The sequence below is a fragment of the Paraglaciecola sp. MB-3u-78 genome, assembly GCF_002835935.1.
Classification (GTDB): domain Bacteria; phylum Pseudomonadota; class Gammaproteobacteria; order Enterobacterales; family Alteromonadaceae; genus Paraglaciecola.
This window is the reverse complement of sequence record NZ_PJCF01000014.1, coordinates 1-19594: the sequence shown is the minus strand read 5'-3', so window position 1 is coordinate 19594 and position 19594 is coordinate 1. Positions and strand designations below refer to the sequence as shown.

Sequence of the window (19594 nt, the reverse complement as noted above, 5' to 3'; positions counted from 1 at the left end):
TAGCTGGTTGGAGCGATCAGGAGACAGTCAGTGACGACTTCTATAACAATTTTACTGCCAAAGGGGACATACGCCGTTCAAATTTCTATGGGGAATTAACTGCCATTTGCTTCTTTATTAATACATGCAAAGATGGAGGCGCAGTTGCGGCGCCCCCAAACATAGCCATGACATAAAAATAATTTTTTACCTCAAGTGAACGTACTCTTCTTCATTATCTTTCAGGATATTTTCGGTAAAATAATCCATGGCATCAAAATAGTGTTTTGCCATGCCTTTTTGATACGTCTCATAGATATCAACGACTACTTTGTCTTTTCTCGCTTCTGCATTTGCTGCTCTTATGAACTCGTAGTTAGCGCCCCAAAAATCATCGATAGTCTTGTAGAACATGCTATTCATCATGACATACGCATCTTTCATAAGGGCTTGTACTATTCCATCGTGTACGGGTAGGTGGGTAACTTTCATATAATGCTCGGTCCACTCATCAGCCTCGTGTTTAATATCATGAATTTCATCATTTGATATTTTACCGTAAGCTTCGAAAATCTCTTCACCTTTTTCGTCCTGCTTTATTTCAGATTTCCATTCATCCACTTTCACTTGTGGTAATCCCTTTAACATTACATCTAGATTTTCTTCACCCTTTACCATCATAATTGATACCTTGATACCTTGATTCGTTTAATCATTTTGTCAGTGTTTTCACGACGTTGTATTAGTAGCTCTTGCTGTTTCTGCAAAGCACTTAACAAGTCAAAGCTATCAGCATGAATGATGGAAGCAATATCCTCTAAACGCATATCCATTTGTCGATAGATAATGATTTGCTGCAACAATGCAGCATCATAGTTAGAGTAAAAACGATAGCCGTTACTATCCCTTTTGGCTTTGAGCAAATTTTTCTCGTCGTAGAAGTGCAAAGTACGCACACTTATGCCACTTAATTTACTCAGCTGTCCCACGCTGTATTTTTTTTCTCTGCCATTCATTTTACTGATTACCAATGCTTATCAATTACTAACATAATTATCCTGAAGTATTACCTTAGGTAAGGGTCAACACTTTTAATTTAAACTTTACTAGTTTTCTAATTATTATATTTCATTGTTATCTTTCGTTAAAACAATAGAGCCTATTTAGTATTGAAAATGGGAGTGATTTGACAAAATAGCTACGTCTGCTTTCTGCTAGAACCGCTAAGTCAAGCAGAGAGTCTTGACTGGCGGGTATTGGCACATGGCCGACGGATAGAGAACGTTCCTAAAGATGGGTTTTAGTAGCAAAATGCACCAATATTACTCTAAGTGCTAATGACCGCTTTGTCGGAATTTTTGTCGTTAGCAGATTGGCAAAAATCGACCTAAAGCGGTCATAAGCGAATTCGAACGATCTGACTATATTGAGTGAAGAATCATCATACGATTACTCAAACATGAATGACGGCAATGAGCCTAATACCGGACAGTCGAGATTCAAAAATGTACTAGAAATTTGTTCAATAAACGACTGTTGGTAAGCCGTTCGGTGAACGATCACTAATAGCAAAATTCAGATAAAATTAATTATTCTGTCCATTTATAAATACCGGCTGACGTACCACCATAAACCACACCACTTTTAGTCGCAAATAGAGACAATGCCATCGGGGCTTTTAAGTCTTGTGACATCGAATCCCAAGAAGCGCCATTATTCTTTGATTGAAAAAAACCACGATTGTAGGCAGCAAGATAGATAGTTTTATTGACCATCACAATCGACCAAGCAGAACGGATAGGCTTCTCACCAAAGCCACTATTAGCTTCTTCCCAACTCTGACCATTGTCCTTTGAAAGAAACATTCCTCTTCCAGTAACACTCGCAAGCAAATGTCCATTTCCTATTTTTGCAAAATTCCAAACATATAAGTCTTCATGAGAGAGGTTCCAAGTTTTACCATTATCATCAGAACGATAAATTCCCTCTCTTGTGGATACCAACAAGTCACCATTATTCGCTTTAATAATCGAACGTGCAGCTAGCCCTTCCGGTATTGATAACGTTTGCCAATTTTTTCCTTTGTCATCAGAGTATTTTACAGGTTTACGTAAATCCAAAGCATACCAGCGGTTGCCGTCAACGAACAAATTAACAAGGTATTGACCGTCTAAAGAGACTTCTTGCCAGCTTTGGTTCTGATTTTCGCTGATCAAAAGGTTACTCTCTGCTGTGCTGAGAAGACCATTATTACTTGTTTGTTTAAAGTCGGATGCACCCAATTTAATATTTGGTTCGAGCCAGACATTGGTTTTTGATTTCAAGCGCCAGATTCCATTTGAAGTAGCAGCCAGTAGATCTAGACCATTTGTTTCATATATGGAAAATACATCCCAATTTCTAATCCCTGCGCTAACAGAAGTCCAATTTTTCAAGTCTTTGCTATGCCAAACACCAGCTCCTTCAGTCCCAATATATAATTCGTTCTTATTATTGAGTAGCAGGTGGTTAGTCTCTGTACTGGTAAAGTTTGTTGAAAACCACGTTTCACCAAAATCTTGTGATATATACACACCACTTTTATCACCATCGAACGCAGCGGTAGCTGCAATCAATATTTCGTCTTTTAAAACCAATGAATTAACGGTTACTGAAGAGGGTAATCCAGTACCGAATTTCTGCCATATATTAGATTTTTTGTCAAAACGGAAAACTCCTGATCCCGGAGAACGGAGTGTGCCAGTAGAAGCAAGCAAATGGTTGTTCACCAAACTAACTTGTGAAACCGTTATTCCGTCATCAAAGCCGTCATTTCGTAATGCCCAAGTTTTGCCCAGATCTGTTGAAACATACAAACCGTTATTTGTACCAGCATATAAGTGCCGATTGTTTGGTGAAGATAAACTCCATACCTCTAATTCAGCTAATGCAGTAGGTTGCCAACTCGAACCATTATCTCTGCTTGTGTATACGCCTGCAATTCCTTCTCGACTGATTGACGAAGCAAATAGGGTATTCCCGATCGATATTAAGTCCCAAATGTAAAAGGCGTCAGATAAACCTACTCGTTGCCAGTCCTGCTCATTGGGGGTTACTTTTATTAGCCCATTTCTATAGGTACCTATAATCAATTGTTTGTTAGGTGTTTCTATCAATGAGAGAACTGCAATACTCTGGTCTGTAATCAATTGCCATGATTTACCATTATCAGATGAGAAATAAAGACCTGAGGATGTGCCTACATATAATCCATCATTTGTCGACAAAAGTGCTCTAGAACTTCCTGTTGCATTAGGCTGCTCGATTGGTACCCAACGGCCCGTAATTGGGGAATTTGAATCACCAGCATGGGCAAAGTGATTAATGAAAAAAAGAACAAACAAGTAACTGAGTACCGTATAACAGTACCTTTTAAAATTTAAAGTTATTTGCATATAAACACTCCATGTTATTGGTAAATCAATTAAAAAATATCGTGACTATTACTAACGATTTAGAAATAGCTTTTAAAGAAATTGCTTGCGTTTCGATTGACCAAAGTAAATGACGATAAACATTTTTGCAACGATGCATTTTGAAATGGTGACTGATGCTTTGATGAATTTATCGCCCTATGTTCGAAAATGATTGGTTTGTGGCTCCACTGTGCGCTTTCTTGGGAAAATAGAGCATTGAATCAGTCAGCTGTGAGCCTAAAAGCGGTCGGTCGAGCGTTACACCTGAATTAGTACTTTGTGCCAATAGCCGTCATTCGCCACTGATTTTGTAATCGCAATAATTTTCCATAAAGCGGTCTCTAAATCAACTGTATATAAGCTCAGGTATAATGAGATTTAGTAAATAATGCCTATTTCGCTTCCTATTATGTAATTTTGACTGGTCTCACTTTCTTTTTCTCAAAAACGCTAAGTCATTCATTTAATTATGGAAAATATTTTATGCATAGTATTTAATAGGAAGCATAAAAAGTCGCGTTAAAGTCAGGCTCCTTTTGTTTTTGCAATGCTTTGCGGTTTGGATGGCATGATAGTGAAAAACATTTAATAAAATCAAAAGGTAAGCACTGAAAGTGACGGAAATAAAAATCAAATCGAGAAGTTACATATACGACATGCTCGATAATAAGCGTTAGCTACTTTAATCAACATGGAGATGTTATGAAAAAATTTATACTGATTACGTTTGTATTGTTACTTTCAAAAACTGCAATTGCTTGCAACGATGAGCAAAATCTAAATGGAATAGTAAAATCATTCGAGAGTGCAATAATCAGCAAAGACAAAAGCAAATTCTTGAATTTATTTGTAGACGGAACGGTTTCTTGGGTTGGCGTACACACTAAAAGTGATTATGAAAACGAATTAAAGTGGGCAAATTCAAAAGAAGGAATAGAGTTAAAGCGGAAAATTGGGGATAAATTTCGTGAGCCAGCTAAATATAGATACAGTACCCCTGAAATATTTATAGATTCTATAATAGATAATCCTAAAGGGCAGAGAGAAGAAATATCTAATATAAAAATTGTTTGTGATGGCGAGATAGCAGCCATATATTTTGATTACATATTCTACGATGGCGATAGGAAAAGTAATTCAGGAAAAGAGAACTGGCAACTTATAAATACGGGGAATGGCTGGAAAATCAATGCAGTTAATTTTTCAATATTTAGAGGCTAAAAAAGTAGCTAACAAAAACATCATGGTGGGAATTTTACTCGCTGAAAAAGCGCTCCTAAAATCCCCATATGTTAAGCGTTATGTACTTAAGGGACAAAAATGAAATCTTGGGATGAATTGACAAATATTCAGAAAGCCTTTGTTGGTATTGCGTTTATTGTTGCAGCTGCGCTTTTGCCTGAAATCGCGTTTTTAGTTCAATTTGGGGGCATAGAATTAGCATTTGCTCTTGTTATCGCTACTTTTACGCCATTTTTAACTTGGTTAAGTGCAAAATATTGTGCGTTCAAAGAGATGGTTACAATCGCACATATTGCTTATAGGCATAGTGCATCAGCTAAGCCTGCGGTGTTTGCAGTGCAAGCATCTTTTTGTGTTGCTGCAATATTATTCACCGGCTCTACAGTCTTCGCGCTTAGCTTTTTCATGCCATCATTACTATTAAATGGGGCCTTAATATAAACGTACATAACAAAAACATAATGGTGGGAATTTTACTCGCTGAAAAAGCGCTCCTAAAATCCCCATATGTTAAGCGTTATGTGTTTAAAAGAGTTAGTCGATGTATCGAAATATATTAAAAACAATCATTATATTATGCTTTCTTTCAGGTTGCGCTGAAAGAGTCATTGATATTAGTGATAAAGAAGGAAAAATTGTAGGTGGTTGTAATGCTGGTTTTGATTGGCATTTCTATGGCCTACAAGATTCTATTGATTATGTGTTGTATGAATGCGCGAAAGATTCAATTGCTAAAGGTTACACAATATCTGATGAAAGGTTACTCACTATTGACTTTACACTACCAGATCCTCCAAAAGGTCAGTCGTGGAATAAAAAGTTAGCGATGAGCCAATTTCATAGTGGTAAAATAACGGAAAGAAAATTAGGTTATATTCTTGCAGCAACAGAATTTGAATACATCAGAGTTATATGGGCTGCCGAAGATGACTTAGCTAATGGAAAAATAACTGAGGCTGAATTCAATAAAATATATAAAACTGCAAAGCTAAAATGGCTTGGTGAATAAAACACATAACAAGCTGTTAAACAAGGACAAAAAACAGTTGGTTTTTGCTCCTTCGTCGCTAATTTTAACCAACTATTTTTTGCCTGTTAACAGGGCGTTAATGTCTGATTTAGAGCTATAGCTCAATCATAAACCGAATGTCCCCTATGTCCGCAATTCGCTCTTAAGGGCCATTCACGGTTTGATGGTAACTAACTTAATCGAGCGAACCACTGCCATTCAACACCAGTTGAATATTTGGCGGTAAATCGATTTAAACGGTAAAGAAATAGAATCTTTAACATTGCACCCAATGGCCGCTCTGGAAGTTATCGTCGTCATCGTCAATTCACTATTGTTAGTCGTGTAGAAATGGAAACATGCGCTGCGAATTACCCTTGTGGTATATGACTAGGAAGGACCCATTAAATCACCTGTATATTGCTGGCGCTAGGCTCAGTGCTTTAGTCTGCTTTCAAATGTAAAGCGGAAGAGTCACCGACAAAGAGCAGCTTAAAATATCAAGTTTGCGGTTTCTCATTTTCTGGCTAAAATTTAACCGGCAAGTGATTAATCGAACGGAATGATGATGACAAACATCGGAGTTAAAGGTAAAAAATACGCATTACAGGACACTATTGATAAGCAGGAGTTAATCAATTGCCTGCTCAGAGAGTTAGGAGTCGTTAACACTAGGACAAAAAACCGGTTAACGCTGTCTTTTATGGGTGAAATTGAGGGGGATTGGGAGATGGGAGCTGAACCAATTCAAAGTAAAGCCTCTAAAGAACGACCAAGTATTATTGATGCTGTGAATGACGAGTCAGAACAGCAAAAATTGATTGTCGAAAAGCTGCCAGAAAACCAGCCTGTATCTGTAACGGTCATCGAACCGTAAAGAATGGAGTGAATCGGTGTCACATACCAACTTTTACCAGCGTATTATCGCTGTGTGATTGCTCAAGATAAATGATCGCCAAATCAACACTGCCAACTGACATTGATCAGACCCCCACGCTACTTTTTTGAATATTATACAAATGCAGCGAATGGCCTCCAATCAAATTAATGATTTTTGTCCTTAGTTTATCGAATCCATCTAAGTAAGTGCTTGTTTTATCATAGGTTTCTTCAGGCTGAACGAGGTTGATACCCTCGAAGCATTGAAACACCCAGCGCAGTGTGGGGGTAGCAGAGGGTATGTTAATCTGGTTTGGGATGGTTTCATTGGCTTTTTTCATGCTCGCGCGCATGCGTCGTTGCGCGATTGAGTAAACCAATAAAGATAAGGTCATGATCATTAACAATGCGTCGATACGACTAGGCTTTTTGATGAACAAGGATGACACAAAAAACAGTGGGTCTTTTAGGAATCTAAACCCTCTTTCTACCACCGATTGCGCCTTGTAATGATGCAGAATTCCCTCAGGTGATAGCGCTTTTTCGTCGGCATTTGTGGCGAGTATAAAGCATGATTTTTGTTCAATAGCATGTTGAATTGCTTTATCATTTAGCTCAACCACCGCGCTCGTTTGCCATACAATTTGTTTGACTGGTGCATCTTTTTTAGGTCGGCCTTTTCCCTCGTAAACCTTGTGTGCTATGCAGTTAAGCTCAGTCAGTTGGTGATACTTTTGTCGCTTGTTAAGCGCGGCCAACGACTTCAGTGCGTCCTCTTTGCAAGTGAAGCGCTGGGCTTGCAAATGAAATAACTCTTTGTCTAATTTTTCCTTGGCGCGGTCGGCTTGTCTGCCAATCGTTTTTGTTGCACGCTCACCTGCGGCTTTTGAATTGACGACTATCCAGCGCTGTTTAATATCCATGTGCTCTACTTCATTCACTGTGTACTGGTAGTTGTCATCAATAGTCGTCCATTCTTGCGCAGTTAGGGCTTCTGTAATGAGTGTTTTTTCTAGTTTAATAGTGGACGGGATAAGCGTAATAAACGTCAGTTGCGATAAGAACTCAGCATTGTCTTTATGGTAAAGCTTACAGTCAGCGACCAAGTAGTTAGGCTTGGGCGCAGTTTTCACCATCTTGACCAGCGCCTTAGCGCGCTCTTTAAACACTTTTGTATCAGCGCTATTACCATCCCAATTTTTAACGGCCAAGGGTATTCCTCCGTCTTGACTGACAATCATTTCTTGTACAACTTGTTTTAAATCAGGGCGATGCGCTTTGCTATGACCGTGTGTAATTCTGATAACATGCTCGTCACAGCCTTCCTCATCATGCGCATACTCGCCGGTTAACGAATGACTTGTGGTATCAAGGGATTTAAACTGGCAATCTACAGCCTCTATTTCGCAGGCCTGATGCGATACCAAGGAAAACAGACTTTCACAACCAAAGTCATAACATTGGTCCAGTGTTCGGCCTAGTTTATGGCGATTAAAGTGAGATGCCTCAACGCCTTCACGAAATAGATGCTCCATCGGGAGATTGGCAAAAAACTGAGGGCTAAGCGTCAAAGGGCGATTACAAAACCCCAGGCCATTCATTATCATGCCCTTTATCGCCTCGCCCGGGCTAATTTCTTGAAGATCATCTTGCGGCAAATGCTTATCTAACAAAGGCACCATGTTTAAGTCGTCGATAACGCCAGCAACAATGCCATGGTGGTCTAACCGTTTGATTTTCATTGTGATTTCACCCTCAAAAGTTGAGGTGATATTGTACTAAACCCGCGATCTTGTGGGAAATATTATAAATAGAAATTATTCAATTTGGTCTGATCAATGTCAGCTGCCAAAGTTCACATCAATCATTCTTTTGCCATGGGCTCTAGCTTCATCAGAAGAACGTAAATCAATTAACATAAGCCAAGTTTTCACTAACACGGGAGGTGGGCAATACTGTGACATAATTTTCATTTTGATTAGAAATAGATTGAGCATCTAATCTACGGTGCGGCTATTTATTCGTCAAATATGAAAGCCTTATAAGCAACCAAATATTGACCGTCGTCAACATTAACAAATACTCGGCTGCTTGATGTTAGCTATTGTTAGTATGGCGGGTGCTTCTGTAATCAATTCTGAGGTGCTTTAGGCTGCTTGTATTAAAAAATGCGATTTAAAAGGGTCAGTACTTCTTCAAGAAGGTGGGTCTGCTCTGTAACGAGTTTGCGAACCTTTACTTTTTCTGGTAACTCCTTTAGTTCTTCATCGATAAGCCGCTGTTTTTCAACTGCGTCATCTAATGCAATTTTCAAGACTTCAATTCCGATGTTGCTCATAACTATAACTTCCCTGTTATCAATCAAATGAATATTTATTGTAGAACAGATTTTTAAAAAGTGCCTTGAATTACTAGGCGCACTGATTGGTTTACTTTAGTTCAGTTGCCATCCTAAGCCCTTTAAGGGGCTTCGCTCAACCACAACATTACTTAAAACCACCAGAGCTTTGAAGGTTACCGTAAAGTTGCCATCTGCAAGGGCTTTGATTGGCGATAATACGGCTGTTGAAGCTAGGGATATACTAGGGTTCTCAAGGGCTTAGTTTTCGTGCTTAACATTGCATACTAAACGACTCAAATGTGCCATTAGCGGCGGTCCTGGGCAACTAAGCCCATTTCAATGAATTTTCCTTAAAAACCAAGTTTAACGAAGCATGCTCAACACTGTTCTTAGTGAGCGAAAGATAGGGAGGTATTTGCAAACTCTGCTGCTGGTGATTATAAGTTGACCACCCTACCCCTAGGAACAAGAATAAGGTTAAAAACCATATTAAATATAGATATGTCTTGTTCATCCTGACTCTGTATCAATTCCCAATATGCTAGCCAGCTGAATTTTTTAAGAACATCAGCAAAGAATAAATAACTGCTTTACTAAATTTATAGTTGCAAACCACTAAAAGTCCTATTTCAGTTTTATTTTTATCCCCTGTCTGTTTTTTTACCCTCCTTTATTTAACAATCATTATTTAAACTTATGAAAAATCGAGCTTTTACTTTTCACTCTCCTTTAGAGTGAATTTTCATTCCCATAGACAGGAAAATTATGTGTCACGTTATTTTACATAAATACACCTTTAACAATATTTCAGCAAAACTCTTGAGAGGAATAATCCCTACAGGTCTTATTTTTACTGGGGTAGCATGTTTTATGAATTAATTTGCGCATGTACAAATCTTGAGCAATACTGTAACGAAATATATATTAACAAAGGGAAATGAAGATATGTTTATTCGCAAAACTGCACACTCTAAAACTGCACACTCTATTATTCGTAGGCTTTTATTGTTAACACTTTTATCGGTCAGTTATTCAGCGAACGCTGTGTATATTGAATACGAATTAAATCTCGTTAATGGCAATACCTACCAATATGATTACACCATATTTAACGATGATATAGCCGCGGGCATTGAAGAATTTGCGATTTTCTTTGATTATAATACAACGGAAAATTTGGCTGTGGTGGCATCCCCCGCGGTCTGGGATAGTCTCGTTATTCAACCAGACACCGGTCTTCCCGATGACGGATTGTTTGATTCTTTGGCTCTTGCTTCTCCTATCTCTCTGGGAGGTAGTCTCGGTGGGTTCTCAGTACAATTTGACTGGTTGGGCTCAAACAGCGGGCCTGTAGCGCAGGCGTTCGAGGTATATAATCCTTCAACATTTGCTGTATTGGCGTCAGGTAGCACGCTTTCTAGTGTGCCAGAGCCAGCATCACTGGCAATGATACTTATTGGACTGTTGTTAATAAAAAGACAAGTGGTCTACAGTAATAATACGACCACTTAATAAAAATATGACGTTTTGATTGGCGTCGTCTATAACTAACAATTAATATAATAAAAAAGTAATTGAAGATGAATTTTGTTTGCAGTAAGAGTTTTAAGGAATGTTAGCAGTATCTAATTAGAGCTTGTCGTCCCAGCTGTTCGCTGTAGGGCCAAAAACATATCTACGTAACTTCCGGAAGCCGACCTTCTTGGCCTCCAACAAATAGAAAATCGAGAAATTAGGCAATATGTAGTCTGTGCTTAATGTTATTTATTTTTCATCAAAATAATGATTTTCATATATTAGCTTTTGATATCTGACTCGTTCAAACATGTATTGGAAAAGCTGCCTTTAAATAAATGATGATCACTAAACGATAAATGCTTGGGAAGAGTAAGATGCGTATTGGAAAAATACTATTATTATTGTCGGCATTTTTTACGTTCTTTGTGCATCCCGTACTTGCAGACATGCTGGTCGAGGATCTGACGCAGCTTAGTTCCAAACGGGTTAGTCGGTATGTTAGCGAATTTGAGTATATCGTTAACATTACCAACGAAGGCCTTAACGCAGAAAACATTTCCTTAAGTGTGACCAGTTCACTGGCACCCACCACCATTGTCAATGGTAATATAACCTTTGCGAACTTGTCCGCTGGCGAGTCAGGCGCAAGTAACAACAGATTGATTTTCAGGCACGACCGCAGAATACCCTATGACCCAGCAGCCCTTAATTATGCCTTTAATTTCGACGAGGTCACAGGTACCGACAATGACAATGACGGGGTAACACTCGAAGCTGGTGACTGTGATGATAACAACCCAGCAATCAATCCAAACTCCCAAGAGATAGCCGATAACGGCATTGATGAGGATTGTGATGGGGAAGATCTGGTTACACCGCCGGGGGACGCTGACCAAGACCAAGATGGCTTTACCCCGAATGGTGGTGACTGTAATGACAACAACGCAGCGATCAATCCAAACGCCCAAGAAATAGCCGATAACGGCATTGATGAGGATTGTGATGGGGAAGATCTGGTTACACCGCCGGGGGACGCTGACCAAGACCAAGATGGCTTTACCCCGAATGGTGGTGACTGTAATGACAACAACGCAGCGATCAATCCAAACGCCCAAGAAATAGCCGATAATGGCATTGATGAGGATTGTGATGGGGAAGATCTGGTAACACCGCTAGGAGAAACCGACCAGGACGAAGACGGCGTAACGGTTGAGGCCGGTGACTGTGATGATAACAATGCCGATATCTATCCCGGCGCCACCGACATCCCCAACAACGGCATTGATGAAGATTGTAATGGTGCAGATACACTACTTGCACCTGTCTTTTCAGTTAAAATTATCTCACCCCAATCTCTAGCTACGGTTGGTGCAACCCCCATTCAAGTTGACGGTACGGTAGATGATGATGCGGTTATTTTAACCGTCAACGGCGTTGAGGTTGTACACAGTGGAGGTCAATTTTCTGTAGATGTAGCCCTTGAAGAAGGTCTCAATACTATTCTCGCCAGAGGCAGTAAAAATTCTCAGCAGGTCACTGATAGCATTTCAATTTCGCTCGATCAAACCCCACCTTTTGTGACTATTGAGTCCCATAAAGATGGTCAGGAAGTTTTTTCAGATAAGATAACCATAACCGGCCTTATTAACGACATAGTTAGAGGGACGATAGAGCAAACTCAGGCCAATGTGAGCGTAAATGGCATTTCGGCTTCGATATCCAACCGCAGTTATGCCGTCATGGAAGTGCCTCTGAGTGAGGGTGAAAACACCATCACCGCGACCGGTTCAGATCAGGTTGGCAATGTAGGTAGTACTTCCATCAAGGTGAACTATTCAGCTCCTCAGGGTAGACGACTTTTATTGGTAGATGGACAAAATCAGAGTGCCACCATCAATACGGTATTGCCAACCCCCTTGGCGATACAAGTACTGGATGACAACTTAGCCCCTGTCGCCAATCAAGCTGTGGTTTTCAGAGTAACACAGGGTTCAGGCTTAGTTGGAGCAGGATCAGCTGAGGAAGGCAGAGCTGTGGCAGTTGATACAAATGCCCAGGGCAACGCAGAAACTACGTTTTTGCTGGGCTCCCGGGTTGGTGTGGCCAATCATAAAATTCGAGCCCAAGTTGTAGGTTATGACGATGAATTGATATTCAACGCCAGTGGCACAGGAAAATCAGGAAATAAAATCAGCATAAACTCAGGTAATAATCAACGTGGTGCTGTTGGTCAAGTATTAGCCGAACCGTTAGTGGTGGCAATAACCGATGACGGCGCAAATGTCGTGGCTGGTGCCAGGGTCGAATTTACGGTTACCAAAGGTGAAGGTTTGCTGCAAAATGCCAGTAAAATCTATGAAACCACGACAGATAGTGATGGACGGGCAACCACTGAACTGACACTTGGTTACCTGACAGGGATTAGTGCACAACGGATCACCGCGAAATTGCTAGACGCAGCACCTGGTGCCTTGCTAACGGCCGGTTTTAGTGCAACTGGTTTTGTCGCTGCTCATCCAGGTGACACCCTTATCAGTGGTGTAGTGTTAGACAATCAAGACCAGCCCATTCCAGGAGTAACTATTCGTATAGATGGAAGCAACAGGGAAGATCAAACCGATACACAAGGTCAATTTCAAATAACTCAGGCCCCAGTCGGGCCGGTGCATTTAATTGCCGACGGCTCAACTGCGGCTCCCGAACTTGGGGAATTCCCATCACTATCATTTAATCTTGTTACCATTCCAGGCGTAGACAACCCACTACGGTCACCTATTTACATGGTGAAGTTAAATACACAAAACGCAGTGAATGTAGGGGTAGAAGATGTGGAGTTAACCCTAGATAAATATCCGGGCTTCAAGTTAGAAGTAGCCAAAGGTTCAGTTACCTTTCCGGATGGCAGTAAAGAAGGTTTGTTGTCAGTCACTCAGGTAAACGCGAACAAAGTGCCCATGGCACCGCCCAATGGTATGCAACCACAATTTATTGTGACTATTCAACCAACGAATACCCGGTTTGATCCCCCAGCTAGGCTGACATTACCCAATATGGATGGCTTCCCACCTGGTGAGCAGGTGGAAATGTATTCCTATGACCACGATCTTGAAGAGTTTGTATCTATTGGTTTAGGCACCGTCAGCAATGATGCAACCTTAGTTACATCAAACCCTGGTGTTGGGGTAATCAAAGCGGGTTGGCATTGTGGCAGTCAGCCTGGCGGCGCAGGTTGTGCTCATAACTGCCCAACTTGTCAGGACTGCGACGGCGATTGTAACTGTGTTGTTGCTGATGGCGACCCGAGGGCTCAAGAGCAGGATGTTGAGGGAGATTGTAAGTCCCCAGAATGCCAAGGCGGGAACGTTGTGCAAATTAATGATGATAGCGACATTCCACAGGATGAGGATTGTAAAACTTGTAACGCAGGAAACGTTGAAGAGGCGCCTGACGGCAGTAATCCTGCAGATACCCAATCATGTTGTTTTGAAGGGGGAAAGTTGGATAAATTTGGACAGACGGTTGGAAATATATCTGATGGGCCACTTGAGAATATGTGCCCGCAGCGAACACAGCATGGAAGTCTCCCACATGAAGTTGACGGTTGTAGCGCGCCAGTCGGCGATAAAGACAACCCAATGAATAACATCCCATATCCTTATGGTTTATTAAACATTAGCCCCACAGATTTTGGGCAACCGTTAGGTACAATTGCTAATGCAGGTTTAGCTGGGCCATTGGCGTGCAATCAACATGATATTTGTTATCAAACCTGTGCCGCACCAGGAACCGATTTATCTACATCTAGAAAAGTGTGTGATGACGGCATGAAAACACGAATGGATAACACCTGCAGTGCTGCCTATCCAGCAACATGTCCCAGCGGACTAGGTATTTTGGAGTGTACATCTTATTTTCTACAACGCTCAGATTGCTCAACATATTCCAGTTCATATTATGGTGTATTGAGAGCTGCAGGATTCTTTGCCGCATATAAAGAGCGTCAAGAACAGTATTGTCAATGCTGTCCGTAACCCCAAGAGCGATAAGTTGAGAATATGAAAAATCTAAAACTAATAAAATTTACTAAAGTAACTGCATTGTTATTGTTCAATGTACTCTCATTTTATGCAGCCTCTAATGTTAATTCTTTACCAGGACTGGTTTTTCAGAATTCTTTAGGTGAAATGGCTGAAGGTAAAAATCTACATTCGTTCAATGTGACCAATAACGGTGTCGACTTGATTTGGAGTGTTGATTCAGAGATTAAAAATAAAGCTAAAAAGACGATTAATTGGACAGGTTTAGATTTAAATGGAAACGTGATTTTTGAGAGACAAATATTTAATGAGGCACAAAATGTTGAAGAGGAAGGACTGGATACCTCTGCTCCTCAATTTGCTAATAATATTTTTTCAGATCAAGAAAGGCTTTACCTACCCTTAATTACAAATAAAGGGAATACCAAGGTTTTCGAGTTTTCGAAGAAAGATACCAAAAGCAATCCTGTTAAAGTGAAAACGCTGTCAAATAAACCATTGGATATAAGTAGTGTTGTTTTAGATAGCTCTAATAATATTTTATTTTTTGCAAATAAAGGACTGCAACCGTTTTTTGTTAAAGATGATGGAACACAAGTGTTTAAATTTTCTTCTGCTGACATATTAGATAAACAACTAAACATCATAGACTTTGTAGAAGAATCCAGTGGAGATTTATTATTGTTTGGAGAAATTATTGAAGGTGATAAATCGAGAGTATGGCTGGCAAGAGTGACGGATAAAGGTGAAATTATTGATCAAGAGTTTTTTAGTGGAAAACCACAGAGTATGGTTAAGAACAAAAACCAGAGTTTCGCTTTACTTATAGATGAAGTTATTAATCAAGAGCACGTTATTTCATTGGTGAAACCATCTAAGTTGAAATTGAAACCCGAGTGGTCAAGAGTAATATTTACGGAAAAATATTTTTCGCCTAGGCTTGATGTTCTTACTTCTGAAGATGGTGGATATGTTCTTGCTGGGGTTAAGGATAGAGGACTTTGGATTTCAAAAATAGATAATTCTGGAAATTCTGTTTGGACTTATTCACGAAATCCCACAGATACAACAGAGCTTGAAATTGTTAAAGATGTGCGTTTTAGTTCTCAAGGAAATAAGTTTTTTATTGCTTATAGTGCTTTTGTTTTAGCGGGTAGAACGCAGAAAGAAGTGATAAGAATATTACGTTTTGATGAAAATTAATTTGATTCTTTTTTATATAAAATTAATGCGTTGATAGCACAGCTAACAATAAATGTAATAGCAAATAACCATGCTGAAGATACACCAGACAAGGTGAATAAAAATGTACTTAATAAGCTCCAAGGTAATCCTAGAGCAAATATTAAAATACCGGCTAGTTCTATTTGTCCGCCGCTTAACATACTAGATATTGGAATATAAAGAAAAGCGAGCACACATAGAAAAATATAAATTGAAGTTAATTTGTAATATTTAAAAAATTTAAATTTCACTAACTTAAATCCAATACGTTTTTAATGGATGGTGGCTGAATATGCTAACACAATTGATCATTAGGTCGTTATTAACTTTCGCAGTATTGTCAGTTATTTCTTTCAACGCTATTTCGCAGCTAAATGAGAACTGCATCGTTAATGTACTCAATCGCACCATCCAGGTGTCTGCTGATGGCGGTTGGTCGTTACCTAACATCCCTTCCAATCAAGGCAACATTCGAGCGCGTGTCACCTGTATCGACCCTGCAACGGGAGTGACAAGTTCAGGTCAGACCGATTTTTTCCGGATCAGTGAAAACGGTATTACCTACGTCGGTGACTTTCATTTTGACGTAACCAACCCCCCCCCTAAATCCATTGATTTTGCTAATACCACCCCCGTTTTGTTAAACAGCATGGGTGCTGACTTTCAGTTAATACTCACCGCCACTTTGAGTGATGACAGTACTGTAGACGTTACTAATGCGACATCAGGCATTAATTATTCCGTTACCAGCTCAGCTGTAGCAACAGTCTCTAGTAATGGTTTAGTCACTGCCACAGGTAATGGCACTGCACTTATTATTGCTCGTCTGGACGGAGCCTTAACGTCCAGAGTTTTTATGGTTACTACCGCCGGTGATCTCGATGGTGATGGTTTACCAGATGAATATGAGACCCAAAACGGCTTAAATCCCAATGATCCTATAGATGCATTAGAAGATCAGGATAAAGACGGTTTATCCACCATTGCAGAATTTAATCTGGGAACGAACCCCAATGTCGCCGACACTGATGGCGACGGCATTAAAGACGGCGAGGAGGTGATAGCGGGTACAGATGGATTTATCTCTAATCCACTTCTGGCAGATACTGATGGTGATGGGTTATCCGACGGAATTGAAGTGTTGGTTGGCTCAGATCCTGACGACATAAATGATGCTAATTATACTGCAGCGTTAGTTTCACTTAGTTCTTCACCCGCCAATGTTGTCCTGACGTTTAATGGTATAGATAACGAAGTAAGTACCCAACTAAACATTACTGGAACCCTAGTAGATGGTTCTGAATTAGTTCTAACTAGCTCAGCTGATACTACATACTCCTCCAGCGATTTAACCATTGTTAGTTTTGGGGCTACTCCGGGCGAAATATTCGGTGGACAGGAGGGCTCTGCCGTCGTCACAGTTGAAAATAATGGACGCTCAACACAAGTCCCCGTGACAGTTGAGACCTTTGAGCCTAAAGGCATTTCTAGTATAACCTTCAGCGGAACCGGTGTGGACACTGATGTGCAAGGTGATTACGTATACATAGCTGCCTCAAGTGGCGGCCTGCACATAGTTGATACAAACGACAAAGAAAATCCAACTATTGCCTCAAGCTTTAACACCACTGCAGGCGCGCTGGATGTCAAAGTACAAGGTCACACAGCCTATGTGGCAGTCGGTACTGCCGGCCTAGACTTGGTTGATGTCAGTGATCCTATGCTCCCCGTCCTTCTGTCAAACATAGATACAGGGGGCAGTGCCGTTGATTTGGCCATACAAAATGGTTATGCCTTTGTCGCAACCCAAAGTAGTGGTGTTGAAATTATAGATGTCAATGATGCTACCAAGCCTATTAGTACTGCTCTTATTGAAGGTATTGGCAGTATTGTAGGGGTTGATGTTAGCTCTGACCGTCTGGTGATGGCATCAAGTACGACCTTATATGTCTATGACATATCCGATATTAACTCTCCGGTCCGCCTGGGCAGTATCAACATTGGTAATATTCGTGCGGTGGTAACTGATGGTGAGTATGCCTACCTTGCGGCTTACACCAGTGGTTACAAAGTCGTTAACATTACCGACCCTATGGTGCCTGTTTTAGTTGGGGGTCAGGCGAATTTTTATCCTAGTGATGTAGAGCTAACCAATGGCTTTGCCTTTTTCTCGGACATTCTGTTCGTCAACGCCGTACCCTTTGTTAACCTGTCAGACCGTGAACAACCGATCTACCAGGGTGCGATAGATATCCGTCAATTTGGTGATAGGGACGCAACCGGGCTGTCACTGGATTCAAGCTATGTTTATTCCACCGGCAGTAACCGCTTATATATCTCCCAGTATCGCCTGATCAATGACAATCAAGGCATAGCACCACAAGTAGCGATTGATTACCCACTGGATAATGCATTAGTAGTTGAAGGCCGGCGTTTTATTGCTCGTGCCACTGCCACCGACGACATTGCGGTTCGGGTGGTCAACTTTATGTTGGACGGTACCCTGATATTTTCAGACACCACCGCCCCATACGAAGTACCGGTAACGGTAACCGGCGCTGCAGATACTGTCGAACTTAGCGCTAGTGCCGTTGATTTAGGCAACAATTCATCGCAAGCTTTAGTGACCCTCAGGGTAGAACCCGACACCGATGGGGATGGTTTAGGCGACGGTGAGGAGGCTGACCGTTATGCGACCGATCCCTTACTCGCCGATACGGATGAAGATGGTTTAAATGATGGAGAGGAAGTGGCTATTGGCTCCAATCCACTAGTCAAAGATACTGATAGTGACGGCATAGAAGATAAGGCTGAGGTAGACGCAGGGACTGACCCTACCAACCCGGATATAACCCCTCCTACGGTACTCACAACCGATCCGGTTTCTGGAAGCGAAGACATTCCGGAAAATACCTCGGTCAGTGTAATCTTCAGTGAGCCGCTGCGAAGTAAATCGGTTAACGAAAGATCGCTGATTTTGTTAGCTGACTCTGGCGGCACTTTCGAAATACCCGGAACCCTGAGACTGGTCTCTAACAATACCGAATTGTTATTTACTCCGGATAGTCTGTTGCCAGACTTCACCACCCATACCATACAAATTAGTGGGGTTAGAGACGACGCAGGCAACCCAATCGTTGATTTTGAGGCCAGTTTTAAAACTGGGAACTTCGTAGATACGTTACGCCCGGCTGTAATAGATTCGAATCCGGTAGCCAACGCCACCAATGTGCCGCTAAATTCCCAGCCTATTGCACTGTTATCTGAACCGATCGATCCTGATACGGTTTCACCCACTAGCTTCTATGTGCAAGATACTTTGATAAACCAAAGAGTTGATGGCGTCATTATTTTAGCTGACGACAAATCGTCTTTGACTTTCGTGCCAAATACTCAGTTATTGGTGGGCAGGCAGTATTATATGTACCTGACCTCCGGCATAAAAGACTTGTTCGGTAATACCTTGCCTGCCACTGTCAAATATTTCACTACTGGGTTCACCCCGGACACGCAGGCACCACAGATAAGTCATACCACTATATTTGATGAACAAGACAACGTTCCTACCAATGTAAGTCTTAAGGTTAATTTTTCAGAATCGATCAATCCCTTGTCGATGCAAAATATTCATCTGGTAGACAATCTTGGTGATCTTGTATTTGTAAACCGTTCACTTAGTAGCAACCGAATGACCGTCACTCTGCAACCTGGCAGTCCGTTGCAGGCTAATACGCGCTATCAATTACAAATAGACTCCATTGAAGATCTGGCTGGAAATTTAACCCCAAGCGCTATTTTCTTAGACTTCACAAGCGCTGGCGGGGCTGATACTACTGCAGGCACACTAATTTCCCGCAACATACCCAATGGTGCGACAAACATACCGCGAGATGCTGTTTTTGAGGTGACT

General features: G+C 40.9%; 14 protein-coding genes. 8 read left to right on the top strand and 6 right to left on the bottom strand.

Annotated features, from left to right (window positions below; translation table 11 throughout):
* Positions 1–186: 186 nt before the first annotated feature.
* The 3 genes from CXF95_RS30935 to CXF95_RS25110 form a co-directional block, all read right to left on the bottom strand.
* Complete coding sequence (locus CXF95_RS30935) at positions 187–660, bottom strand: hypothetical protein (RefSeq protein WP_232788037.1); 474 nt, start codon at positions 658–660, stop codon at positions 187–189.
* Complete coding sequence (locus tag CXF95_RS30930) at positions 657–995, bottom strand: MerR family transcriptional regulator (RefSeq protein ID WP_232788036.1); 339 nt, start codon at positions 993–995, stop codon at positions 657–659. Before CXF95_RS30930 ends, CXF95_RS30935 begins: the two co-directional genes overlap by 4 nt.
* 573 nt (positions 996–1568) lie before the next feature.
* Complete coding sequence (locus CXF95_RS25110) at positions 1569–3413, bottom strand: hypothetical protein (protein ID WP_101201240.1); 1845 nt, start codon at positions 3411–3413, stop codon at positions 1569–1571.
* Between the two features lie 723 nt (positions 3414–4136).
* Between CXF95_RS25110 and CXF95_RS25105 the strand changes: the two genes are divergently transcribed.
* The 4 genes from CXF95_RS25105 (at position 4137) to CXF95_RS25090 (ending at position 6562) form a co-directional block, all read left to right on the top strand.
* The gene (locus CXF95_RS25105) at positions 4137–4655 is read left to right on the top strand and encodes a hypothetical protein (RefSeq protein WP_101201239.1); all 519 of its coding nucleotides are present in this window, start codon (positions 4137–4139) and stop codon (positions 4653–4655) included.
* 99 nt (positions 4656–4754) lie between these two features.
* On the top strand, positions 4755–5117 hold the full coding sequence (locus CXF95_RS25100) for a hypothetical protein (protein WP_101201238.1): 363 nt from the start codon (positions 4755–4757) through the stop codon (positions 5115–5117).
* Between the two features lie 100 nt (positions 5118–5217).
* On the top strand, positions 5218–5685 hold the full coding sequence (locus CXF95_RS25095; RefSeq protein ID WP_101201237.1) for a hypothetical protein: 468 nt from the start codon (positions 5218–5220) through the stop codon (positions 5683–5685).
* A gap of 568 nt (positions 5686–6253) precedes the next feature.
* Positions 6254–6562, top strand: a complete 309-nt coding sequence (locus CXF95_RS25090) for a hypothetical protein (RefSeq protein ID WP_101201236.1) — start codon at positions 6254–6256, stop codon at positions 6560–6562.
* Positions 6563–6668: 106 nt separating this feature from the next.
* Here CXF95_RS25090 and CXF95_RS25085 read toward each other — a convergent pair whose 3' ends face one another.
* Together CXF95_RS25085 and CXF95_RS29735 are read right to left on the bottom strand one after the other, a co-directional pair.
* Positions 6669–8306, bottom strand: coding sequence for an IS1634 family transposase (locus tag CXF95_RS25085; RefSeq protein WP_101197715.1), 1638 nt, complete (start codon positions 8304–8306; stop codon positions 6669–6671).
* Between the two features lie 419 nt (positions 8307–8725).
* Positions 8726–8902: a hypothetical protein gene (locus CXF95_RS29735; RefSeq protein ID WP_157828239.1), complete on the bottom strand. Its 177-nt coding sequence runs from the start codon at positions 8900–8902 to the stop codon at positions 8726–8728.
* Between the two features lie 948 nt (positions 8903–9850).
* Between CXF95_RS29735 and CXF95_RS25080 the strand changes: the two genes are divergently transcribed.
* The 3 genes from CXF95_RS25080 (at position 9851) to CXF95_RS25070 (ending at position 15663) form a co-directional block, all read left to right on the top strand.
* Positions 9851–10417, top strand: coding sequence for a PEP-CTERM sorting domain-containing protein (locus tag CXF95_RS25080; RefSeq protein ID WP_101201235.1), 567 nt, complete (start codon positions 9851–9853; stop codon positions 10415–10417).
* A 380-nt stretch (positions 10418–10797) separates the two neighbouring features.
* Positions 10798–14454 (top strand): MopE-related protein, encoded by a 3657-nt coding sequence (locus CXF95_RS25075; protein WP_198556701.1) that lies wholly within the window; start codon positions 10798–10800, stop codon positions 14452–14454.
* A 24-nt stretch (positions 14455–14478) separates the two neighbouring features.
* A complete protein-coding gene (locus CXF95_RS25070) occupies positions 14479–15663 on the top strand; it encodes a hypothetical protein (RefSeq protein WP_101201233.1) in 1185 nt (394 codons plus the stop codon).
* On the opposite strand, the gene CXF95_RS25065 is transcribed toward CXF95_RS25070, so the two are convergent.
* On the bottom strand, positions 15660–15935 hold the full coding sequence (locus tag CXF95_RS25065) for a hypothetical protein (protein WP_101201232.1): 276 nt from the start codon (positions 15933–15935) through the stop codon (positions 15660–15662). The genes CXF95_RS25070 and CXF95_RS25065 overlap by 4 nt on opposite strands.
* A 41-nt stretch (positions 15936–15976) precedes the next feature.
* On the opposite strand from CXF95_RS25065, the gene CXF95_RS25060 reads away from it, so the two are divergent.
* The coding region (locus tag CXF95_RS25060; RefSeq protein WP_198556700.1) for an Ig-like domain-containing protein at positions 15977–19594 on the top strand (3618 nt) is incomplete at its 3' end.

What these genes read in the sequence shown, in the direction of transcription:
- CXF95_RS25100 (WP_101201238.1), top strand. Translation starts at nt 4,755, where the DNA reads ATGAAATCTTGGGATGAATTGACAAATATTCAGAAAGCCTTTGTTGGT.
- CXF95_RS25070 (WP_101201233.1), top strand. Translation starts at nt 14,479, where the DNA reads ATGAAAAATCTAAAACTAATAAAATTTACTAAAGTAACTGCATTGTTA.
- CXF95_RS25105 (WP_101201239.1), top strand. Translation starts at nt 4,137, where the DNA reads ATGAAAAAATTTATACTGATTACGTTTGTATTGTTACTTTCAAAAACT.
- CXF95_RS25085 (WP_101197715.1), bottom strand. Translation starts at nt 8,306, where the DNA reads ATGAAAATCAAACGGTTAGACCACCATGGCATTGTTGCTGGCGTTATC.
- CXF95_RS30935 (WP_232788037.1), bottom strand. Translation starts at nt 660, where the DNA reads ATGATGGTAAAGGGTGAAGAAAATCTAGATGTAATGTTAAAGGGATTA.
- CXF95_RS25075 (WP_198556701.1), top strand. Translation starts at nt 10,798, where the DNA reads ATGCGTATTGGAAAAATACTATTATTATTGTCGGCATTTTTTACGTTC.
- CXF95_RS25110 (WP_101201240.1), bottom strand. Translation starts at nt 3,413, where the DNA reads ATGCAAATAACTTTAAATTTTAAAAGGTACTGTTATACGGTACTCAGT.
- CXF95_RS25095 (WP_101201237.1), top strand. Translation starts at nt 5,218, where the DNA reads ATGTATCGAAATATATTAAAAACAATCATTATATTATGCTTTCTTTCA.
- CXF95_RS25090 (WP_101201236.1), top strand. Translation starts at nt 6,254, where the DNA reads ATGACAAACATCGGAGTTAAAGGTAAAAAATACGCATTACAGGACACT.
- CXF95_RS29735 (WP_157828239.1), bottom strand. Translation starts at nt 8,902, where the DNA reads ATGAGCAACATCGGAATTGAAGTCTTGAAAATTGCATTAGATGACGCA.
- CXF95_RS25080 (WP_101201235.1), top strand. Translation starts at nt 9,851, where the DNA reads ATGTTTATTCGCAAAACTGCACACTCTAAAACTGCACACTCTATTATT.
- CXF95_RS30930 (WP_232788036.1), bottom strand. Translation starts at nt 995, where the DNA reads ATGAATGGCAGAGAAAAAAAATACAGCGTGGGACAGCTGAGTAAATTA.